Genomic DNA, 19412 nt, shown 5'->3' on the forward strand with positions numbered 1-19412 from the left:
CACCGCTCTGCCGTATTTGACTACTCTTCACCATAGCCATTAACGAGGACACAACATGCTAATCGATCTTACCGGCAAAACCGCCATCGTCACAGGCTCAACCGCCGGCATCGGCTTTGCCATTGCTCAAGGCCTGGCAGCGTCAGGCGCCACCGTGATCATCAACGGCCGCAAACAGGAGAGCGTAGACTCAGCCCTGAAACAGCTAAAAGAGGCTCTGCCCAAAGCGCAGGTACGCGGCGTAGCGGCAGACCTGAGCACCTCAGAAGGGTTGACCCAATTGCAGGCAGCGGAGCCGAAGGCGGATATTCTGGTCAATAACCTGGGTATCTATGGCCAGAAGGACTTTTTTGAGACGTCTGATGAGCTGTGGCAAGAGTTCTTCGATGTGAACGTGCTGTCGGGCGTGCGGGTTGCACGCGCGTATGTGCCGGCAATGGTGGATCAGGGCTGGGGCAGGGTGGTGTTTATCTCTTCCGAGTCGGGCCTGAATATCCCGTCGGACATGATTCATTACGGCTTCACCAAGTCCGCTAACCTGTCCATCGCGCGGGGTTTGGCCAAGCGGTTGGCCGGTACCGGTGTAACGGTGAATGCCGTGTTGCCTGGGCCGACCATGTCTGAAGGTGTGGCCGAAATGCTCAAGCCGATGGCTGAAGAAAAAGGCATTTCAATGCAGGAGGCGGGCGACAAGTTCGTTAAAGCCAAGCGGCCTTCTTCGATTATTCAGCGCATTGCCAGCACCGAGGAAGTGGCCAATATGGTGGTCTACACATGCTCGCCACAGGCTTCGGCGACGACGGGTGCGGCCTTGCGCGTAGAAGGCGGGATTGTCGACAGTATTGGTTGATCGCCGCAAGGGTGAGATCGTTTTCAGTAAAGGGGGCTGATTGAATCAGCCCCCTTTTTTGCTTTTTGGAGAAATCCTTTATTGCTTCATTAAACAGCCAAGCATCCCCCCGCGCAGATCAGTCGCGGCAATATCCCTCACCTGATTGCACTATCAGGCAGTCTTGCTTTTCCGCTAGCCATTTCATGCCAGTGTCTTCGCCGTTACCGGCGCGGAGCAGGTATGTGTCGCCCTCGCGGCTGAAGCTGATCCCTTGCTCTGTTGCCTGGCCTTCGAATGTCCCGCTTTGATCGGCATCCAGGCCGTAGCGCATCTCCAGCAGATAATGGCCAGGGCCAACGGCCTGGTTCTCGCTGATGTCCAGAACCAACCCTTCCACCCCGATCCATTTTCCGACCCATTGATCCGTGGTCTGATAATCAGATTGGCTTGGCTCGGTAACAGCAGGCGTCTGGGTTTCTTGGGTGTGGCTGTCGTCAGTACATCCGCTGATCAGAAGGAGCGCGCTCAGGGTGAGGATTGTTTTGAGCATGGTTCGTATCACCGCTGTTGGAAAGTCGTGAATGGTTTTGTTGTAACGGTTTGTCGTTAAGCATTTCCAGCTAACGAATAGGGTCTGCAAAGAAAAAATAGTTCAATTGGAGACTCACGAAAGCAGCGTGAGGCGGATGCGCAGTCGACTCGGAATTTAGGCTATTGGATGCTGTTCAAGCGTGACATATTCACGGAATGTCCTAAGCTGATAACGCGGTCTGAAGATTCGGGCACGGCTCGACGGCGAGATATCTTTTGTACCAGTGGAGCAAGGATGCGTATTTCGCGAGTTTGATGCCAGGCCGCATGGGATCAACCGGACGGAGCGCCAGGCTAGTGAAAGGTATGCCGATATGGATATTAATCGGGTAACGCCCGAAAAGGTTGCGAATGAGCATTACGAACTCATTATTATCGGGTCCGGGTTCGGTTCTATCTTTTTTCTTAACGAGGCGGTAAAGCACCTCGCAGGTCGCGCTTTGGTTATTGAATGGGGCGACCACTACCCCTGGGCGAAGCAGGTCCAGGAGCAGCAAAATAGCAAGATTCCGCACGAGACCACCTACGAAAATCGGGGCGACAAGCCTTGGAATATGACCATTGGATTGGGGGGTGGTTTGAACTGTTGGTTCTCTCAAACCCCGCGGCTACACCCGAACGACTTCAAGATGAAGACGCTCTATGGGGTGAGCAACGACTGGCCAGTGGATTACGACGAGCTCGAACCTTACTACTGCCGGGCAGAAACCATCATGTCCATCTCCGGCGATCCGGCAATGGGCAAAATGCTTCCCCGCAGCATGCCCTTCCCCTTGCCTCCGCATAGAGGCATGACGATAGATGACATGATGAAAGCGGCAATGCCTGATCATCATTTCATTGTGCCTACGGGGCGCGCCAGCATTCCCAATAGCCAGCGTGGTATGTGTTGTGCGAACGCGACCTGTTATCACTGCCCGGTCAACGCCAAATTTACCGCTGAAAACGGCTTCTCCACATTATTCGGGCATCCGAAAGTCGATGTGTGCCTGTTGTCGGAAGTGAAGTCACTGGAGTATCGCGGTGATACCATCACCAGTGCGGTTTTCGAATCCGGCGGCAAAGAATTTAAAGTCCATGGCGATTTGTTTGTTCTTGGGGCAAACGCTATTCAGGCTCCGGCGATCATGCTCCGGTCCGACATCGTGTACGGCGAAACTGCGCTGAATCTTCATGAGCAGATTGGTGCAGATTACGAGATCTACCTGGATGGGCTAGCCGGCATGGATGGCAGCACCATAACCACCGGCTTGAACTACCATTTTTACGATGGCGATTTTCGCAAGGAACGCGCGGGCACTGTGGTTTCGTTTGAGAACCGTTGGCCCCATGGGCTGCGGACTGAACAGGGCAAGTGGCACCATCTGCTGCCGCTGTGCATTATCACCGAGGACTTGCCGAGCCTGGATAACAAGATCACCGTCGACCCAACTACCGGCAAGGCGATTGTTCATCACACTGGGCCATCGGAATACGGAAAGAAGGGGCTCGATTACGTCATGAGCCATCTAGACGAGTTACTCGCTCCTTTGCCGGTTGAATCCATTCATTTCCGACGTTGGCGCATCACTGAATCTCATGTACAGGGCACCCTGCGCATGGGCGTGGATGGCGATGGTTCCGTAGTTGATCATCGCCTGATGCATCATCAAAAACGCAACCTCTTGGTGGTGGGCACCTCAACGTCCCCGACCTGCTCACCGTCTAATCCGAGTCTGACGACGGCGGCGATGTCTATTCGCGCGGCTGACCTGCTTTATCGACAGGGAGCATCGCTATGAACCGGCGCAAATTTCTCATTCTGTCAGGCACGGCCTTGAGTGCCGCAGCTGTGGGCGGCTCCATCGCAATACTTGAACATCCACATGCCTATATTCCTGCTCTGCTTCAAGAGTACCTAGGTCAGTTCACCATGGATGAAGAGGATGAACGACAGTTCGTGGACGCATTCAGCGAGTTCTACGGGAACGACAAGATCATAGGTTTCGTCGGGCTGCACCGCATTCGCGAGGCGACATCGCTGGGTACGCCCTATACCCATTCAAAGGTGGAGTTATTCCAACGTCGTCTGGTTTCGGATTTCATCTCGTCAACGGATTTTTTCCAGAAATATCAGCTGGAGACAGTACCGCACGTCACTTTCAGAGGCTTCAAACTACCCTGCAGCAACCCCTTCGCCCGGCGAGTTTGAATCGTTTTCTGTTACCTGAAGTGCCCGGCCACGATCCCTGCTATCTAAACCCCTTGCTACCTGAACCACACAAATTCGGTAGAAAGGTCACGATGTCGGGGAAGATCATCAGGTTTTCGATAAACAGGTGAGCGCCCATGCTTTGATAGACGGGCGTTTTGTTGTGCGGAATAAAAATCTGCAGCCGCGCCTCTTGTTTTGACTCTGGCACAGGGAGCGGCGCTTCCGGCCACATTGGTGATTGCTTATGTTGCTCGATAAGACTCGCTGAGGTTTATTGTGCGCGGCTGTTTTGCGATTCGATTGAACTCAAGCTGCACCTGGCCCTCATACATTCTTAGTAGCCGAACGATATGACCGGGTTTGCGACCTCGGATCCGGTTACCAAGGAAGGCCCGCTCTGGCTTAGACCCGGACAGGCATTTCTGATTGATTTACCTCTCGTAGGACGTTGTTAATTAATAGCGGTGATACGCGCTGCGCGAACCCATCACTGCGAAGCACGGAGCCTGATAGTGACCAATCTGACATTTCTGAGGGCCATTCCGGCCCTGCTGCTGTTTTTTCTCATGACTACGGTGTTCTCGGCGGCTGTCTTTGCGCAGGAGTCTGCAGAAGGGGCGCAGTCTTCTGAAGGGGAAAGCGCGGCCAGCTACGCGTCTCTGGCGGATATTCTGGAGGATGATGAAGCCCGCGAGCGCCTGGTCAACGAGTTGCGTGAATTGTCCGGCCAAGAGCAAGAGCGGGCACAAGAGCAGGAGCAGTCAGACCGGGCAGAGCTGGAGGAGCCGCCCCTGTTACCCGGGGCAGAGGCGCCAGAGGAGGTTTCCTTTGCCCGGCGGATAGCCCATACCACACAGGAAACGGCGCAGAATTTTGTCAGCCAGCTTTCCACTGGCATGGAGGCCCTCAGCGCCGTCGGCAGTGGCGATCAGCAGATAGACAAGAGCGCGCTCACGGCCGCTGCGATCAACCTGGCGTTGGTGATTCTGGCGACAGTGGTGGTGTTTTTCGTTTTGCGGCGCCTGGTGCGGCCGCTGTTTGCTGCGGCAAATCGCTGGTCCCTGCGGGACGCGCGCGGCAGCCCGTTGTTACGACGTTCCATAGCGGTGTTGGGTTCGGCACTGCTGGATTTTGCGGTGATTCTGGCAGCATTCTTGATTGGTTATCTGCTGGCGATTTTTGTCATCGGCGAGTCGGGTGAGATCGATGAACGCGAATCCCTGTTCCTGAATGCATTTCTGGTTGTTGAGGTGTTCAAAGCCTTTTTACGCATGCTCTTCGCCGACAAGGACGACGGGCTCAGGTTGCTGCCCCTGCCTGCAGAGCAGGCCGCCTACTGGAATGCATGGTTGGCACGCCTCAGTAGCTTTATTGGCTACGGCATTCTGCTGATCGTGCCGATGATCAACTTCAATGTTTCCCCTGCGGTCGGGCGTCTGGCGGCGCTGATTATCATGGTGCTGGCGTTCCTGTATGCCTTGATGATTATCCTGCAGAACAAGGCACTGGTCTCCGAACGCCTGCACGAGCGGGCGCGTAATTCGGACTCGGGTGTTGTCCGTGTGTTGTTGGGTATGTTGGCGAAGTGCTGGCATATACTCGCGATAGCCTATTTTGCCGCACTGGTGATATTGACCGTCGCCCGGCCGGACGATGCATTGCCCTTCATGCTGGGAGCGTCGCTCAAGACCTTGCTGGCGATCGGAATAGGCCTGTTCGTCTCGGTGGTACTGACTCAACTGGTCAGCCGTGGTTTCAAGATCAACGATGAAACGCGACTGCGTTTCCCGATGCTGGAAGCGCGCCTCAACAGCTTTATTCCCACTGCTCTGAAGGTCATCCGAGTAGCCATCGTGATTGTAGTGCTGGGCTTTATAGTGGATGCCTGGACACCCTTTAGCCTGGCGGCATGGATCGGTTCAGACGCGGGCGGCAGGGTAGTCGGCGCAGCTGTTTCGGTGGCTATCATCGTGACCCTGGCCATGGTGTTCTGGATTGGCGCGGCTAGCTGGATTGAGCAGCGCCTGAACCCGGAAACGGGTAAGGGCGAGCCCAGTGCACGGGAAAAGACGCTGTTGACCATTTTCCGTAATGCGCTGGCGATCACATTGATCGTCATGACCCTGATGATTGTGCTGGCAGAGATCGGTATCAATATCGGGCCCCTTATTGCCGGCGCCGGTGTGTTGGGTCTGGCTATCGGTTTTGGTGCCCAGAAGCTGGTGCAGGATATTATTACCGGGGTCTTCATTCAGCTTGAGAACGCCATCAATACCGGTGAAGTAGTGACCGCTGGCGGTATTACCGGTACCGCGGAAAGGCTGACGATCCGTTCGCTGGGTATCCGCGATCTGTCCGGCACCTATCACGTAATTCCGTTCTCTTCGGTGGATACCGTATCCAACTACATGCGTGGATTTGGCTATCACGTGGGTGAGTACGGCGTGGCTTACCGCGAAGATATCGACGAGGTGATCGTGCGCCTGCGCGAGGCCTTTGCCGAACTGATTGCGGATCCCGATCAAAAAGCTCAGGTTCTGGAAGACCTGGAGGTGCACGGCGTGACCGCGCTGGCCGACAGCTCGGTGAATATCCGTGTGCGGATCAAGACCATGCCAGGGTCGCAATGGTCTGTGGGTCGGGCCTATAACCGTCTGGTCAAATATCACCTGGATGCGGCCGGTATCGAGATTCCTTTCCCGCACCTCACCATGTACTTCGGGGAGGACAAGGAAGGCAATGCACCACCGGCGCCATTGCTTGTTCAGCGCCCCAAGCCCGAGAAGAAAGGTGGTACCGCGGAACGCGTGACCGACGAGCAAGCGGCTACCAATGCCAAGCCGGGCGAGGACTACGACGAGGCCGACTAATACCGGTTGGTATGAGGCTGGCGCCAGGTAAGGTGCCAGCCTCAGTGCTTGCAATGGTTCATGGCTAAGTCAATGTGTTCAGCACACTGCGCCGTCAGAAGCTCACGGCGCAGGCAGTGATGATCAGCCTTGGCTGGCCGCGGTTTTGGACGCGTGCAGCGCAGCGGCATTGCGCATCAACAGGTAATGCAGCACGGCGCCCAGCAGGGCACCGAGCAACCAGGCGTAGCCATGCAGTTGGCTGACAGCCGGCACCCATACCGACGCTACCGAGAATACCGATGCAATAGCGAAGGAGATCATCGCCTTGCGATTCCAGCCGCCATCAAAGTAGTAGGTTGCGGTGGCCTTGGCGCTGAACAGATCCTGCAGGTTCAGGTGTTGCTTACGCACCAGGTAGTAGTCTGCGACGATGATCCCGTACAGCGGCGCGAGAATCGCCCCCAGGGTATCAACGAATGCGGCTATACCCACCTGACTGATAAATGCCACCCAGAGCGCGCCAATAAAAAAGGCGATGGCGGCGGTGATAAAGCCACCGGTGCGTGCACTGATGTGCGCGGGTGCCAGGTTGGCGATGTCATAGGCTGGCGGAATAAAGTTGGCCACCAGGTTGATGCCCACGGTTGCGGCAAAGAAAGTTAGCGCGGCGATGATGGTCAACGTCAGGTTGTCGACCCGGGCGACAATATCGGTGGGGTTGGTCAGGGTTTCGCCAAACACCACCACGGTGCCGGCGGTGATCACCAGCGCAATCAGCGAGAAAATCGCCAGGCTGACCGGCAGGCCGAGAAAGTTGCCTGTGGTCATCTGCTTTTCACTTTTGACGAAGCGGGCAAAATCACCGTAGTTGATCACCACCGCTGCGAAGTAGGCGACCATGGTGCCGACCACCGCGAAAAATGCCGCCACCGGGCCGGTTTCATACACTCCGCTACCGCTGAAGATGCTGCCCAATTCGCTCAATAAGGTGGGGCCGGCCTGGTACCAGATAATCAGCATCAGCGCGATCATCACCATATACACCAAGGGACCAGCCCAGTTGAGAAATTTGGTGATCCACTTCATGCCGCGCACGAAGAGCAATACCTGAAACACACAGACCAGGCAGTAGGACACCCAGCCTATTGCGGTAATGCCCATGAAGGTGGCCGCGTCCGCTGGCGTCTCCAGTACCGAGTTCAGCAGCAGGGCGACCGCCGTTGAAGCAAAGTAGGTCTGCACGCCATACCAGAAAATCGCCACAATCCCGCGCACCATCGCCGGGAAATTTGCACCGCGCACGCCCATGCTCGAGCGGGCCATGACTGGAAAGGGAATGCCGTACTTCACGCTCGGCTTACCGGTCAGCTGCACCAGCCCCATCACGATAAAGCCCGCCAGTACAATCCCGGCCAACACCGCCCAGCCGTTCAGGCCGTAGGAAATAAACAGCGTCGCGGCGAGCGTATAGCCGAACAGACTCTGAATGTCGTTGGACCAAACGTTGAAGATTTCGAACCAACCCCAGGTGCGCTTGCTCGGCGGCAGCGGCGCCAGGTCTTCGTTGTACAGCGAGGGGTCAATATCCTGAATCTTAAAGTCATCGTTGTTCATGGGGCTGGTCCTTGCGTGTTGTTGTGATCGTTTTTTGCCAGGGCTACAGCTCCGCTACCCTCGCAGGTGGCGCAAGCAAGTTCTGTTCCGTATTAATCGCGCCGCCCGGCAGGATTGCCGGGGCAGGCGTGTGCGCAAGCGGGAACACTTAAAAATTGTGTACAAAATATAGCAGGTTTGTATTCAGTTGTTGAAAGCGTGGCTGGGGATTGCACAAATGCGGGGCAAACTGCGCGCCAAGGCGGTGCGCGTCTTGCGGATGAGCAGAGTCGCTGGTGAACGGGCAGAGGGGAAATGGGAGGGGGGTAGTGCCCACCTGCACGGCATTAGGCCGCGCAGGTGGTGATGCAGAGTGTTACCAGTTATAGCTCAGCTTGGCAGTGATCTCGCGGCCGGGATTGTAGTAATCCGCAGTGCCGGAGCCGACAACATACTGCTCGTCCAGGATGTTGCTAACGTTGATCGCCAGATCCGTACCCTCGACGATGGGATAGTTGAAGGCTGCGTCAAAGAGCATGGTTGAATCGCTTTCGGCGGTATTGGCCGCATCGAAATAATAGGAACCGAGGTAGCGCGTACCGAAGCCCACGCTCATATCGGTGCCGGGAAGACCAAAGTAGGTCCACAGCGAGGCGGAGTGCTTCGGTACCTGGCCAAACTGGTTGCCTTCTCTGGATGCGTTGTTATCGCGGATAACTTCGGAATCTATATAGGAATAGCCGCCGACCAGACTCAGGTTATCGGTCAGCTCAGCCTTGGCTTCCAGATCAAAACCCCGAGCGCGCGACTCGCCGACTGTTTCCCGGTTGATGCTGCCATCCGGCTGTACCACAGCGATGGTCAGATTCTCTCTCGTCAGGTCATAGATGGCTGCCGAAAACAGCGCATTTATACCGGCGGGTGCATACTTGGCACCGACTTCATATTGCTTGCCGCGCTCGGGATCTACGCCAATCGTGGGCGGTGCAACGGATTCAACCATACTGATGTAGGTGGAGATCTCATCGCTGACCATGTAGGTCAAGGCGCCGCGAAGCGAGGTTTCCGAGAAGTCATCCGAAGCGTTAACGCCAGAGATATCGGTGCTGGACAGATCCAGCTTATCGTGGCGCACACCTGCTGCGACAATGAAGTCATGCAGGGAGATGTTTTGCTGCAAGAACAATGACTTGGTCTTGTAGTCCCGGTCGTTTGCGGCATAGATATTCAGGCTAGCCGGAGCGCCGGTGTAAACCGGGTTGGCGAGATCGATAGGAGCAGCAACGCCATAAAAGGAACTGTCGTCGGTAGATGCATCACGATACTCGACGCCTGCCAGCGTGCTGCTGTCGAAATGCTCAAAGCGGGCATCGTACTGCAGCATCAGGTTACCAATAAGCTCGTCAGCATCACTGTCGGTGCCAAAGTAGCCGCGGTCTACTACGGTTCCCACCCGAGTAGGGGAGTCGGTGATATAGACATAACCGAAATCATCGGTCAGCTCGCTGTAACGTAGATTGCTGCGCAGCACAAAGCCGTTGTCAAAATCGTGGGTGAGGTTGCCAGTAATGCTGGTGCGCTCGACATCGTGATAATTGAAGTCAGGCTCACCAAAGAAGTCTTTGCGGTTATATTCCCTGTCCCGGGGATAGCCGCCACTGTTGGGTGTGGTGTCCTATTTAAGGTGATCCAAAATCACTGTGGCTGAGGTGAAGACCGTTGGCTCCCAGGTCAGGCCGCCCATGACAAATTCGTTGTCGTCACGTGAATAGTCGTATTCTCGCTCGCTGTCCTGGATCTTGCCGGTAAGGCGATACGCCAGGGTTTCGTTTTCATTCAGCGAGTCGCCCACATCCAACCCCGCCTCCTTGTGATCAAAGGAGCCGTAGGTGAGATAGCCCTGACCAATACGCTCAAAGCGTGGCCGCTTGCTGACGAAATTGACCGAGCCACCTGGGTCAGCTGGCCCAAACAGAGTGGAGTTGGCACCGCGCAGCACTTCAACACGTTCGTAGGCAAAGGGCTCTTCACGCACACCGCGCATCGAGCCCAGCGTCAAGCCATCGCGGTAGGTAGTCGCCTGGAAGCCGCGAATGGTGAAGTAATCGTTACGATCGTCGGTGCCGTAGTAGTCGGTAATCACGCCCGGCGTATATTGCAGCACTTCTTCGGTGGTACTCGCGCTGCGCTGCTCAATTTCCTTTTGGGTAACCACTGATACCGAGGCGGGTGTGTCGAGCAGGCTGGTAGCGACCTTGCCGCCGACCCAGAGCTCCTTAGCAACGACCGAGTTGGCATCATCATCAGCATTGGCTTGTGCGTTGACGATCACCGGCGCCAGGCGGTACGGCTGATCGTTATTGGCTTTGCCTGTTTCCTGAGCGCTGGTGCTCATGGATGCGGCTACCAGCGGCGCGCAGCACAGGAAAACGGTGGTAGTACGTTGCCAAGGTGCGCGGGGCTTATTCAGCCCGGTTTTACTTTCAGTCATCCTAAGGTCCCTAGTGATTCAGTGGTTTTGGCCCTTCGCTTTATTCTGCTGCAAAGGTGCCATGGCGTTTGTGGCGGGATTATAATACCAATTCTTTATAAGAACGATAGGTATTCTCATTCGCAGAGGATAATGGCTCGTAAAGCGCACGCCTTACAAGGAAGTTCGTGGCGGGATAGGTGAGTGCGTGTCGGCTCCTTTGCGGTCCTCAGCGCCGACGCGGATATGCTAATGTCTGGCTCAGGCCGGCGCGACCCTGAGCGCTGCATTGCAAGCCAGACTTTTTTGAGGAGATTCAGGTTGAAATATGAAGAGGTTGTACTGGGCCGTCGCAGCATCCGCGCGTTTCAGCAGAAGCCGGTTCCGCGTAGCGTGCTGGAGGAAGTGATTGAGCTGGCCACGCGCGCGCCGTCATCGATGAATACCCAGCCGTGGCACCTGCACGTGTTGTCAGGGGAGCCGCTGGACCGTATTCGCGCCGAGAATACCGAGCGCATGCTCGGCGGCGTACCGCCCTCCAAGGAAAGCCGGGGTATTGGTACTTATGAAGGCGAGCATAGAGACAGGCAGGTAGAGATCGCGGTGCAACTCTTCAAGGCCATGGGCATTGCCCGTGATGACAAGGACAAACGCCAGGACTGGATTTTGCGCGGCTTTCGTCAGTTCGACGCGCCGGTGTCCATCGTCGTGACCTATGACCGGGTTCTGCAGGAAGGCGATATCGCCCAGTTCGACTGCGGCGCGCTGGTAAACGGCCTGGTCAATGCCGCCTGGTCCCGCGGTCTGGGCTGTGTGGTTAACAGCCAGGGCATCATGCATTCGCCCGTAGTGCGCGAGCATGCCGGTATTCCCGAAGATCAGGTGATCATGATCTGCGTGGCCATGGGTTACCCGGACGAGGAGTTTCCGGCTAACGCGGTGGTGTCGAAGCGTCGGCCTGTTAATGAAGTGGCGACCTTTGTGGGTTTTGCCGATGACCCGCTCAAAGAAGCCGGTCAGTAAAAGCCATCAGTAAACCTTCGCTCCAGGTGCTTGTCACAAAAACAGGTACCTAAGGAGGAAACGACATGGCTCATAAATTCAAAGTCAAAGATCACGTCAGCTGGAATTCCGAAGCCGGGCGCGTCAGTGGCACCATTATCAAGGTGCATACGTCTGACACCACTTACAAAGGCCACCCTCGCCGAGCCAGTGAAGACGAGCCGCAATATGAAATCCAGAGCGACAAGACCGATCATATTGCGATGCACAAGGAAGATGCGCTCAGGAAGATAGAGTGAGTGCAACTTCGCCTGACACAGTCTGGACCATCGGCCATTCCACGCGTTCGATCGAAGAGTTTATAGCGGTATTAAAGCACTACGAGATTGAGGCTGTTGCCGATATCCGCCGCTTTCCTGGCTCCCGGCGTCTGCCGCAGTTTGGTGGCAAGGCACTGGAGGCAAGTCTTGAAAGCCAGGGCATTCAGTATCAGCTAATCAAGGAGCTGGGCGGGCGCCGACGTCCCGCGGCGGATTCGCTGAACACCGCGTGGCACAATACGTCGTTTCGCGGCTACGCCGATCATTTGGCAAGCGCGGAATTTGGCCAGGGGATGGAGCGCTTGTACAAGCTCGCTTCAGAGCACAGAACGACGTTGATGTGTGCTGAAGTGCTCTGGTGGCGCTGCCATCGGGCACTGGTGTCAGATGTACTGATGGTCGAGGGCGTCAATGTCATGCATATTCAGGATGAAAAGCGTGTTGTTGAGCATCCGTTTACAGGGCCTGCTCGTCTCTATAAAGGCACGTTGACCTATGATTCAGCCAAGGGTGAGGTTTTGAACGACAAGGAGCGGGGCCGCGCCTGAATATCCAAGACGGCCTTCGCAACCCCAAGTAGCGCCTATACTCCATTCATTGGGCTCTGTGGAGTTGAATTCTTGAACACCTGAGTCGAAGCGCGACGGGAGGTGGCCATGACCGGGAAAAAGATCGGACCGATCGACGGTGGTCTCCCGCCTCGACGCTCAATGACCTCGTTGAAACAGTGGTTATCTCTACGCGGTTATGGGCTCGTCACGAGCATGTTGTTCGGCGCTACCACATCGCCGCAGAAAATGCGCGCCCGATTTGAGCGCTTTGGTAGCGTGTCGCGAGATACCCTTCAGGGGAAATTTCCCAACGTCGAGTTTGACGATCAGCGCGTCGGCGCGCTTGGCATCGAAGTTGTTCGCGCCGTCGAGTCGCCAAAGCGCGTCGTCTTTCATCTTCACGGCGGTGCGTTCTTTATGGGTTCACCTGCGTCCTACCGGACACGCACAATACGGTTGAGCTATCGTCTCGATGCCGAAGTTTACGTCCCAGACTATCGGCTGGCGCCTGAGCATCCTTACCCTGCGGCGCTTGACGACGCCTACGCGGCCTTTCGCCACGTGCGAGCACTTCGGCCTCATGCACCGATTTTTATCACTGGCGACTCTGCAGGAGGCGGGCTTGGTCTGAGCCTACTTATCAGGCTGCGCGAGCGCGGTTTAGCGATGCCCGATGGCGCGATCCTGTTGTCACCCTGGACGGACATGACCACCTCGGGTGATTCGGTCGAGGCCAATCACGGGCGCGATCTGTGGTTCTCGCGTAATCATCTCGAGGTATGGGCAGACTACTACGTCGGCCAGGCGGACGCTCACTCGGCTTACCTCTCTCCGGTTTTTGCCGACCTTTCAGAGTTGTCACCGCTTTTGCTATTTGCGGGTGAGGACGAGCTCCTGCTCGATGACGCTCGCCGCGTCCATGAATCCGCTAGCCGGGAGGGCACTGAGTCTCGCATGCTGGTGGGTGAGGGCATGCAGCATGACTGGCCGCTCGCATTACCATGGCTCGATGAGAGTAAGCGGGCATGGGGGGAGATGCGTCAGTTCGTGGAAGCGTATCCCCGTTAAGGGTCAGGCGAGATTCAGTTTAAGGCCCAACCCGAACGGAGTCCTCGTCAGATCCAGGGCGGCCGGCATCGATAGCCGGCTTCACGTCCGAAAATACGTTCAACAGAAACCAGTCCGGCAGGCTTTCTTTCAATGCGATATCGCCGGCCAGCCGTATGGCCTGTGATTTGAGTGCCTCATGCAGGGAGCGGTCACCCATCCATACGCCGGTCATGATATTCAGCGAGCTGTGGACCAGAAGGTCGAGGTCATAGCCTGGATCCTTGAGGCAAACGTCGACTTCGCCGCCATCCACCACCAACCACCAGAAGCGCGTTGCAGGTGGGCAGTCGTTGAACTCGAAGCGCATGACGGTGCGCCCTGCGGGAAGCTGCTCTGTATCCAATCGCCGATGGATATCCCACATCAAAAGCGTGGGGTCCAGATCACCCCAGGCTAAATTCGAGCGCGCCCAGCGCTGACCCCATACGCCCATTTCGGTGATTACGCTGCGCAACTCCTCGCCAGCATCGGTGACGCAGTAGATGACACCTTTTCCCGAACAATCGCGCCGTATGATACCGCGGTGCTCAAGCGTTTTCAGGCGATTGGACAGCAGCGTTGGCGAGATCAGCGCTACGCCATTGCGCAGCTCGTTGAAGCTCTGCGGGTGACAAAGAAGCTCGCGGATGATCAACGGCGTCCAACGTTCGCCGAGAATTTCCGCCGTTTTGGCGACGGGGCAGAACTGACCGTAACTTTGCATCGATCACCTCCCGCCTCAAATATATGTGAGGAGTAACAATATTTGAGGTACAAAAATTGTACTAGTTCCTCTTGGTCGCTGGTGAAAAACTGACCACATCAAATGCCTACGCGGCTTCAGATACACCCTGTGTGCCGTCCATAGTGGCGTTTGAGAGCAGCAAAAACCACAACAAGATGAATAGGTGACAGAAAATGGAACAACTCAAGACGGAAACCATGCATCTGGCCGGCTGGCGAGATACTGCGACCGCGCTGGCGGAGCGTTTCGGCGATTCAGCGGCTGAATATGATCGTAGCGGCGAATTCGTATTTGCCCATTACCAAGCCCTGCGTGAAGCGCATTTTTTCTCCATTGCTGTGCCGGTGGAGCTGGGTGGTGGTGGCGCCAGCCATGAAGAGGTTTGCGACAGCACTCGGCTGATTGCCCGGGGCTGTGGCTCCACTGCGCTGGCCTACGCGATGCACTCACACCCGGTATGCCTGAACGTGTTCAAGTACAAACGGGGCGACGCCAAAGCTGAGCAAACACTGCGTCGTATTGCGGAAAAGGAACTGGTGATTGCCGGCACCGGTGCCAATGACTGGCTTGAATCCAGCGGCCATGCCGAGAAGGTCGAAGGCGGTTACCGAATCACGGCCACCAAGCATTTTGTCAGTGGTGCACCGGCTGCCAACGTGCTGGTCACCAGTTCGGTAACTGAAGGCGAGCAGGGGCCTGAGATCATCCACTTTTCGATACCGTTCGCCTCTGAGGGCATTCTCATAGGTAACAACTGGAACACGCTCGGCATGCGCGCGACCGGCTCCCATGACGTGACACTGGACCAGGTGTTCGTGCCCGATGCGGCGATAGTCGCGCGTCGGCCTCGTGGCGTCTGGCACCCAGTCTGGGATGCTATTTTGCCGATTGCCATGCCGATCATTGTTGCCGCGTATACCGGACTTGCAGAGCAAGCTTACGGGCTGATCATCGAACAGGCGAAGAAGACCGCTGGCCAGGATGGCCTGGTCGGCGAGGCGACCAACGCGCTCACTAATGCCCAGATTGCACTCAAGGACATGATCCGCTTATGCGACAACTACCAGTTCCAGCCTGACAAGGGCCTGACCAACAGCATTCTGGTACGCAAAACATTGGCGACCAAGGCGGTGCAGCAGGTGATCGAGTTAGGAGCAACTTTGATTGGTGGGCCGGGATTCTTTAAAGGCCATGTCATGGAGCGATTGATCCGCGACAGCCGGGCAATGCACTTTCACCCGTTGCCGGAACGACGGCAGGTGGAATTTACCGGGCAATACGTCACGGAGCATTGTTTATAAATGCGCCAACCTGTGAGGCGGTACGACCTCAATATGCCGGCTGGCGGTGCTGAACAGGCCAGCACCGTCGGCCTGGCCTCAACCCGCCAGCGTTGCCTCGGCTGGGTCGGTTTTATCGGCCAGCCGCCATTTCACCGGCGTTTCGGGTTCATAGCAGCAGAATAGCCCGGTGCGGATCGCTTTGCGCAAATGCCGGCCGAGTGGGGCATGCACTGTCTCGATTTTTTTGATGGCGTAGCGAATGCGCCAGGTAACGGTGGTTCTGGCCCGCTCTGCCATGCAACCCAGGCGCCGGCTGCGGCCGCCGAGGCCTAGCGCGTCGGACAGGGCTTCGAGCAGGCTATCCAGTTCCGCTTGGGCCCGTTCACTGCGGCCGAGGTCATTACTGTCCTCGGCTTCGGCCAGCTCCTCCTGCAGTTCGCGGATGCGTGCCTTGTATCCACTGCGGGCTTTGTCATCCAGTACCTGGTCGCTTTTACCGGCATTTTTCACATGGCCCGAAAGGTCGAAACAGTGAATACTGGTGCCGGCACTGCGGATCAATACCCGGATGTCCTGCAGGCCTTTCATATCCGGCAGCAGTACGCTTTGTCCGGCATAGCTGAGCATCCATCCCGCGCCCTGGCGGAGCATTGCCGACTCCTTGGCCGGCTCCGGGTTAGTTGCAACAGGCGCGGCCGGAGAGGATTTCGACGCATCGATGCGGGCCATGGCTTCGCGAACAAAGCGGATGTCTTCGGGCTGGCGCAACGGGTTGACCGATAGCAGCCAGTCAATTGCTTCGCCGGGGCGTGCTTCCCGGTCGCCGGTGATTTTAGCGCGGAACAGCGCTTCGAACTTTCCGTACCAGTGCCGGGCTTCTTCCATCTGGCCTTTCTGCACGTATCCAATCGCCAGCGCCGCTGGCAGATCGACCACCGGAACGTCCAGGCTACTGCGCGCGAATTCGATGGCTTCATCAATACGCCGGGCGAGCAGATAAGGCACGCTGGCGTAGGCGGAATACCATTGCGGATGAAAAGGATGCAGTCGAAACGCGCGTTCTGCACAGCGGATGCTGGCGTCGTGGTTACCCAGCAGGGCGTGGCACAGCGCGAGTTGAATCAGGCAGTCGGGATGATTGGGTGACAGCGCCAGCGCACGGTCCACGTACCAGGCGGCCTGGTCGAAATCGCGCCGGTGCAGAAGTATGCGCGCGATCACCACGTGCAGCAGTGGGTCGGTGTCATCCAGGGCCAGGGCCTGGTGAGCAAATTTATAAGCTTTCTCGCCATTGGCGTCGAAGGCGTGCCAGAACTGGCAGGTCCACTCATTGAACCAGGACAGCGCCAGCCCGCCATAGGCCCTGGCGAAGTGCGGGTCAAGCGCTATCGCCCGTTCAAACAGAACGCGTGCCGCCGCGTCGTCCTCGGCGGTGCCTTTGAGCAGCAGCGATTTGCCGCGTATCCACAGCTCATAGGCTTCCAGATTCTCAATGGCTTTGCTGCGCGACTCCAGCAGCACCGCATCCTCAAGCCGGGTGGCGAGAGCTACGGCGGTCTGAGCGACTATATTGTCTTCAATGGCAAACAACTCCGCCGCTGGCGCTTCGTAGCGCTGGCTCCATACGTGGCGGTCGCTACGGGATTCGCTGAGGCCCGCGGTGATGCGCAGGCTGCTGTCGGTACGGCGCAATGCGGTGCGCAGCACAAACGCCTTGCCGCTCTGGTTCGCTACCGGCGTTTCTGGCGCGGGCGTCTCCAGCGCAGCCGGGGGTTGCCAACAGACCAGATCCAGCGAGCCAAAGCGCGCGAGCTCGACCTGCAGATCGTCGGTAAAACCCTGGGCGAAGATCTGTTCTTCGGCGACCCCGCTGGTGGTGCAGGGCATAAGGATAAGCGTCGGGTTCCTGGCAGCCATGTGCGTGCCCCTACGGATAGGTGGCACCCAACCACTCAGTCCCATGATCTGAGAATTGTGTGCCCGGTCGATTGAGTCTACTCGCCTCACAATGTGAGTGCATCTCTCACGCCTTTAGTAGTGAGGCCCCCGACGAGCAAGCGGTCTGCTCCGCGAAAGCCGGGCTCTCAGTCAATTAAACTACGAAGGGAATTGAAGATGACCAAGTACCGCAGCAAATTACCGCAAATGCATGACCAGCTTTTTTTGACCGATGGCGGCCTGGAAACCACCCTGATTTTCCAGGACGGCGTGGATTTACCGCACTTTGCCTCCTTCACACTGCTCAAGGACAAGGACGGCCGTGACCGGTTGCGTCGCTATTACCAGCGCTATGCCGAGATCGCCCGCGCCGGCCAGACCGGCTTTATCCTCGAGGCACCAACCTGGCGCGCCAGCGCTGACTGGGGCGCGAAGCTGGGTTACTCGAAACAGGCGCTGGTTAAAGCCAATGCCGACGCCATCTTTCTGCTCGAAGAAGTACGTGCCACCTGCCAAAGTGCAGACATGCCGGTGGTAATCAGCGGTTGCATCGGGCCACGCGGCGACGGCTATAACCCGGCCGAGATCATGGGCGAGGAAGAAGCCCAGGCTTTCCACAGCCTGCAAGTGAACACGTTTGCCAACAGCGAAGCGGACATGATCACCGCCATGACCATCACCAACCTGCCAGAAGCCATTGGCATCACCCGTGCTGCCCAGGCTGCCAGGATGCCATTGTGCCTGTCTTTCACGGTGGAAACCGATGGCCGCCTGCCGACCGGGGAGACCCTGCGAACCGCCATCGAGACCGTTGACAATGCCACCGGCCACGGGCCAGTTTATTACATGATCAACTGCGCTCACCCCAGCCATTTCACTCAGGCCGTCGCCGGTGGTGAGTCCTGGCTGCAGCGCATCCGTGGCATCCGGGCCAATGCGTCCAAATGCAGCCATGCGCAACTGGACAATGCGACCGAGCTGGACGCGGGCGATCCGATTGAACTGGGTCGGGAGTATGCGCAGTTGCGCGAACTGCTGCCCTGGCTCACCGTTCTGGGCGGCTGTTGTGGCACCGACCATCGCCACATCGAACAGATATGTGAGCACTGCGTAACCGAAGCTTGAGGCTGCCAGCACTTGCAGCGCGGCCGCTTCGGCGGCCGCCTTCCGTTGGGAAGGCACAGGATGATTTTAGTTCGGGGTGCGATATGCCAAGCCTACAACCCTACGTACGCGAAGCCGGATCCGGGCCCGGCGTGGTCTGCATTCATTCAAACGCCAGCACCTCCTCCCAATGGCGTGGGCTGATTGAACTGCTGGAAGCGACCCACCACGTACTGGCGCCAGACTCCTACGGTTCCGGCAAAAGCCCGGATTGGAGTTCAGAGAGTAAAATCGCCCTGCGTGACGAAGTTGAATTTATCGAGCCGGTGCTGGCGCGAGCGGGCACGCCGCTCATTTTGATCGGGCACTCCTACGGCGCGGCGGTTGCGCTGATGGCCGCCCTTGCCGACCCGGATCGCATCAGTGCACTGGTGCTCTACGAGCCGACCCTGTTTACCCTGGTCGATGCCGAGAGCCCGCCACCAAATGGCGCAGATGGCATTCGCGCCGCGGTGGCCGCATCCAGTGCGGCGCTGGACGCAGGCGATCGCGAACGTGCCGCCGAGCACTTTATTGATTACTGGATGGGGCCGGGGAGTTGGCAAGCAACGCCAGCACAACGACAACGCGCGATTGCCGATTCAACCGTCAACGTGCGCCGTTGGGCCCATGCCCTGCTCACCGAGCCAACGCCGGTGGGAGCGTTCGCCGCGTTGAAGATGCCGATACTCTATTTGCTCGGCGAGCGTTGTAGTGGTCTACTAATCCCGGACACCGAAATGGGTGGTAAATTTACCGCCATAGCTGAGGTGTTCCATGACAAGACAACGTCGTACGTTTTCAACTGA

15 protein-coding genes and 1 pseudogene are annotated in these 19412 nt (G+C 57.2%); 11 read left to right on the forward strand and 5 right to left on the reverse strand.

From position 1 onward, the window contains the following. Positions 1-55: 55 nt before the first annotated feature. Positions 56-850, forward strand: coding sequence for an SDR family NAD(P)-dependent oxidoreductase (locus DT594_RS17355; protein WP_149334235.1), 795 nt, complete (start codon positions 56-58; stop codon positions 848-850). A gap of 118 nt (positions 851-968) precedes the next feature. Here the strand turns inward: DT594_RS17355 and DT594_RS17360 are convergent, their stop codons facing one another. Next, positions 969-1382: a hypothetical protein gene (locus DT594_RS17360; RefSeq protein ID WP_149334237.1), complete on the reverse strand. Its 414-nt coding sequence runs from the start codon at positions 1380-1382 to the stop codon at positions 969-971. 355 nt (positions 1383-1737) lie between these two features. Between DT594_RS17360 and DT594_RS17365 the strand changes: the two genes are divergently transcribed. From DT594_RS17365 to DT594_RS17375, 3 genes are all read left to right on the forward strand, one after another. Then, a complete protein-coding gene (locus tag DT594_RS17365; protein ID WP_149334238.1) occupies positions 1738-3204 on the forward strand; it encodes a GMC oxidoreductase in 1467 nt (488 codons plus the stop codon). Beyond that, positions 3201-3614: a hypothetical protein gene (locus tag DT594_RS17370; protein ID WP_149334240.1), complete on the forward strand. Its 414-nt coding sequence runs from the start codon at positions 3201-3203 to the stop codon at positions 3612-3614. Before DT594_RS17365 ends, DT594_RS17370 begins: the two co-directional genes overlap by 4 nt. A 515-nt stretch (positions 3615-4129) precedes the next feature. Beyond that, positions 4130-6487 carry a mechanosensitive ion channel domain-containing protein gene (locus DT594_RS17375; RefSeq protein WP_218574550.1) on the forward strand — a complete coding sequence of 786 codons (2358 nt, stop codon included), beginning with the start codon at positions 4130-4132 and terminating at the stop codon, positions 6485-6487. 123 nt (positions 6488-6610) lie between these two features. Here the strand turns inward: DT594_RS17375 and DT594_RS17380 are convergent, their stop codons facing one another. Both DT594_RS17380 and DT594_RS17385 read right to left on the reverse strand, forming a co-directional pair. Continuing rightward, the gene (locus DT594_RS17380) at positions 6611-8083 is read right to left on the reverse strand and encodes an NCS1 family nucleobase:cation symporter-1 (RefSeq protein WP_149334242.1); all 1473 of its coding nucleotides are present in this window, start codon (positions 8081-8083) and stop codon (positions 6611-6613) included. A 355-nt stretch (positions 8084-8438) separates the two neighbouring features. Beyond that, positions 8439-10457: pseudogene (locus DT594_RS17385) on the reverse strand (TonB-dependent siderophore receptor). Between the two features lie 396 nt (positions 10458-10853). On the opposite strand from DT594_RS17385, the gene DT594_RS17390 reads away from it, so the two are divergent. From DT594_RS17390 to DT594_RS17405, 4 genes are all read left to right on the forward strand, one after another. Further along, entirely contained in the window at positions 10854-11555 is a 702-nt protein-coding gene (locus DT594_RS17390) for a nitroreductase (RefSeq protein ID WP_149334244.1), read from the forward strand. 65 nt (positions 11556-11620) lie between these two features. Further along, positions 11621-11833 carry a hypervirulence associated TUDOR domain-containing protein gene (locus DT594_RS17395; RefSeq protein ID WP_149334245.1) on the forward strand — a complete coding sequence of 71 codons (213 nt, stop codon included), beginning with the start codon at positions 11621-11623 and terminating at the stop codon, positions 11831-11833. Next, positions 11830-12402 (forward strand): DUF488 domain-containing protein, encoded by a 573-nt coding sequence (locus DT594_RS17400; RefSeq protein ID WP_149334247.1) that lies wholly within the window; start codon positions 11830-11832, stop codon positions 12400-12402. The genes DT594_RS17395 and DT594_RS17400 overlap by 4 nt, the downstream gene beginning before the upstream one ends. 108 nt (positions 12403-12510) lie before the next feature. Continuing rightward, positions 12511-13473 (forward strand): alpha/beta hydrolase, encoded by a 963-nt coding sequence (locus DT594_RS17405; protein WP_149334249.1) that lies wholly within the window; start codon positions 12511-12513, stop codon positions 13471-13473. Between the two features lie 19 nt (positions 13474-13492). On the opposite strand, the gene DT594_RS17410 is transcribed toward DT594_RS17405, so the two are convergent. Further along, positions 13493-14218, reverse strand: coding sequence for a winged helix-turn-helix transcriptional regulator (locus DT594_RS17410; protein ID WP_149334251.1), 726 nt, complete (start codon positions 14216-14218; stop codon positions 13493-13495). A 194-nt stretch (positions 14219-14412) separates the two neighbouring features. On the opposite strand from DT594_RS17410, the gene DT594_RS17415 reads away from it, so the two are divergent. Further along, positions 14413-15540 (forward strand): acyl-CoA dehydrogenase family protein, encoded by a 1128-nt coding sequence (locus tag DT594_RS17415; protein ID WP_149334253.1) that lies wholly within the window; start codon positions 14413-14415, stop codon positions 15538-15540. A 78-nt stretch (positions 15541-15618) separates the two neighbouring features. Here the strand turns inward: DT594_RS17415 and DT594_RS17420 are convergent, their stop codons facing one another. Continuing rightward, a complete protein-coding gene (locus DT594_RS17420; RefSeq protein WP_149334255.1) occupies positions 15619-17439 on the reverse strand; it encodes a tetratricopeptide repeat protein in 1821 nt (606 codons plus the stop codon). Positions 17440-17637: 198 nt separating this feature from the next. On the opposite strand from DT594_RS17420, the gene DT594_RS17425 reads away from it, so the two are divergent. Both DT594_RS17425 and DT594_RS17430 read left to right on the forward strand, forming a co-directional pair. Next, on the forward strand, positions 17638-18585 hold the full coding sequence (locus tag DT594_RS17425) for a homocysteine S-methyltransferase family protein (RefSeq protein ID WP_149334257.1): 948 nt from the start codon (positions 17638-17640) through the stop codon (positions 18583-18585). An 83-nt stretch (positions 18586-18668) separates the two neighbouring features. After that, positions 18669-19412, forward strand: coding sequence for an alpha/beta fold hydrolase (locus DT594_RS17430; protein WP_149334259.1), 744 nt, complete (start codon positions 18669-18671; stop codon positions 19410-19412).

This window comes from Halopseudomonas laoshanensis (assembly GCF_008365385.1).
GTDB lineage: Bacteria > Pseudomonadota > Gammaproteobacteria > Pseudomonadales > Pseudomonadaceae > Halopseudomonas > Halopseudomonas laoshanensis.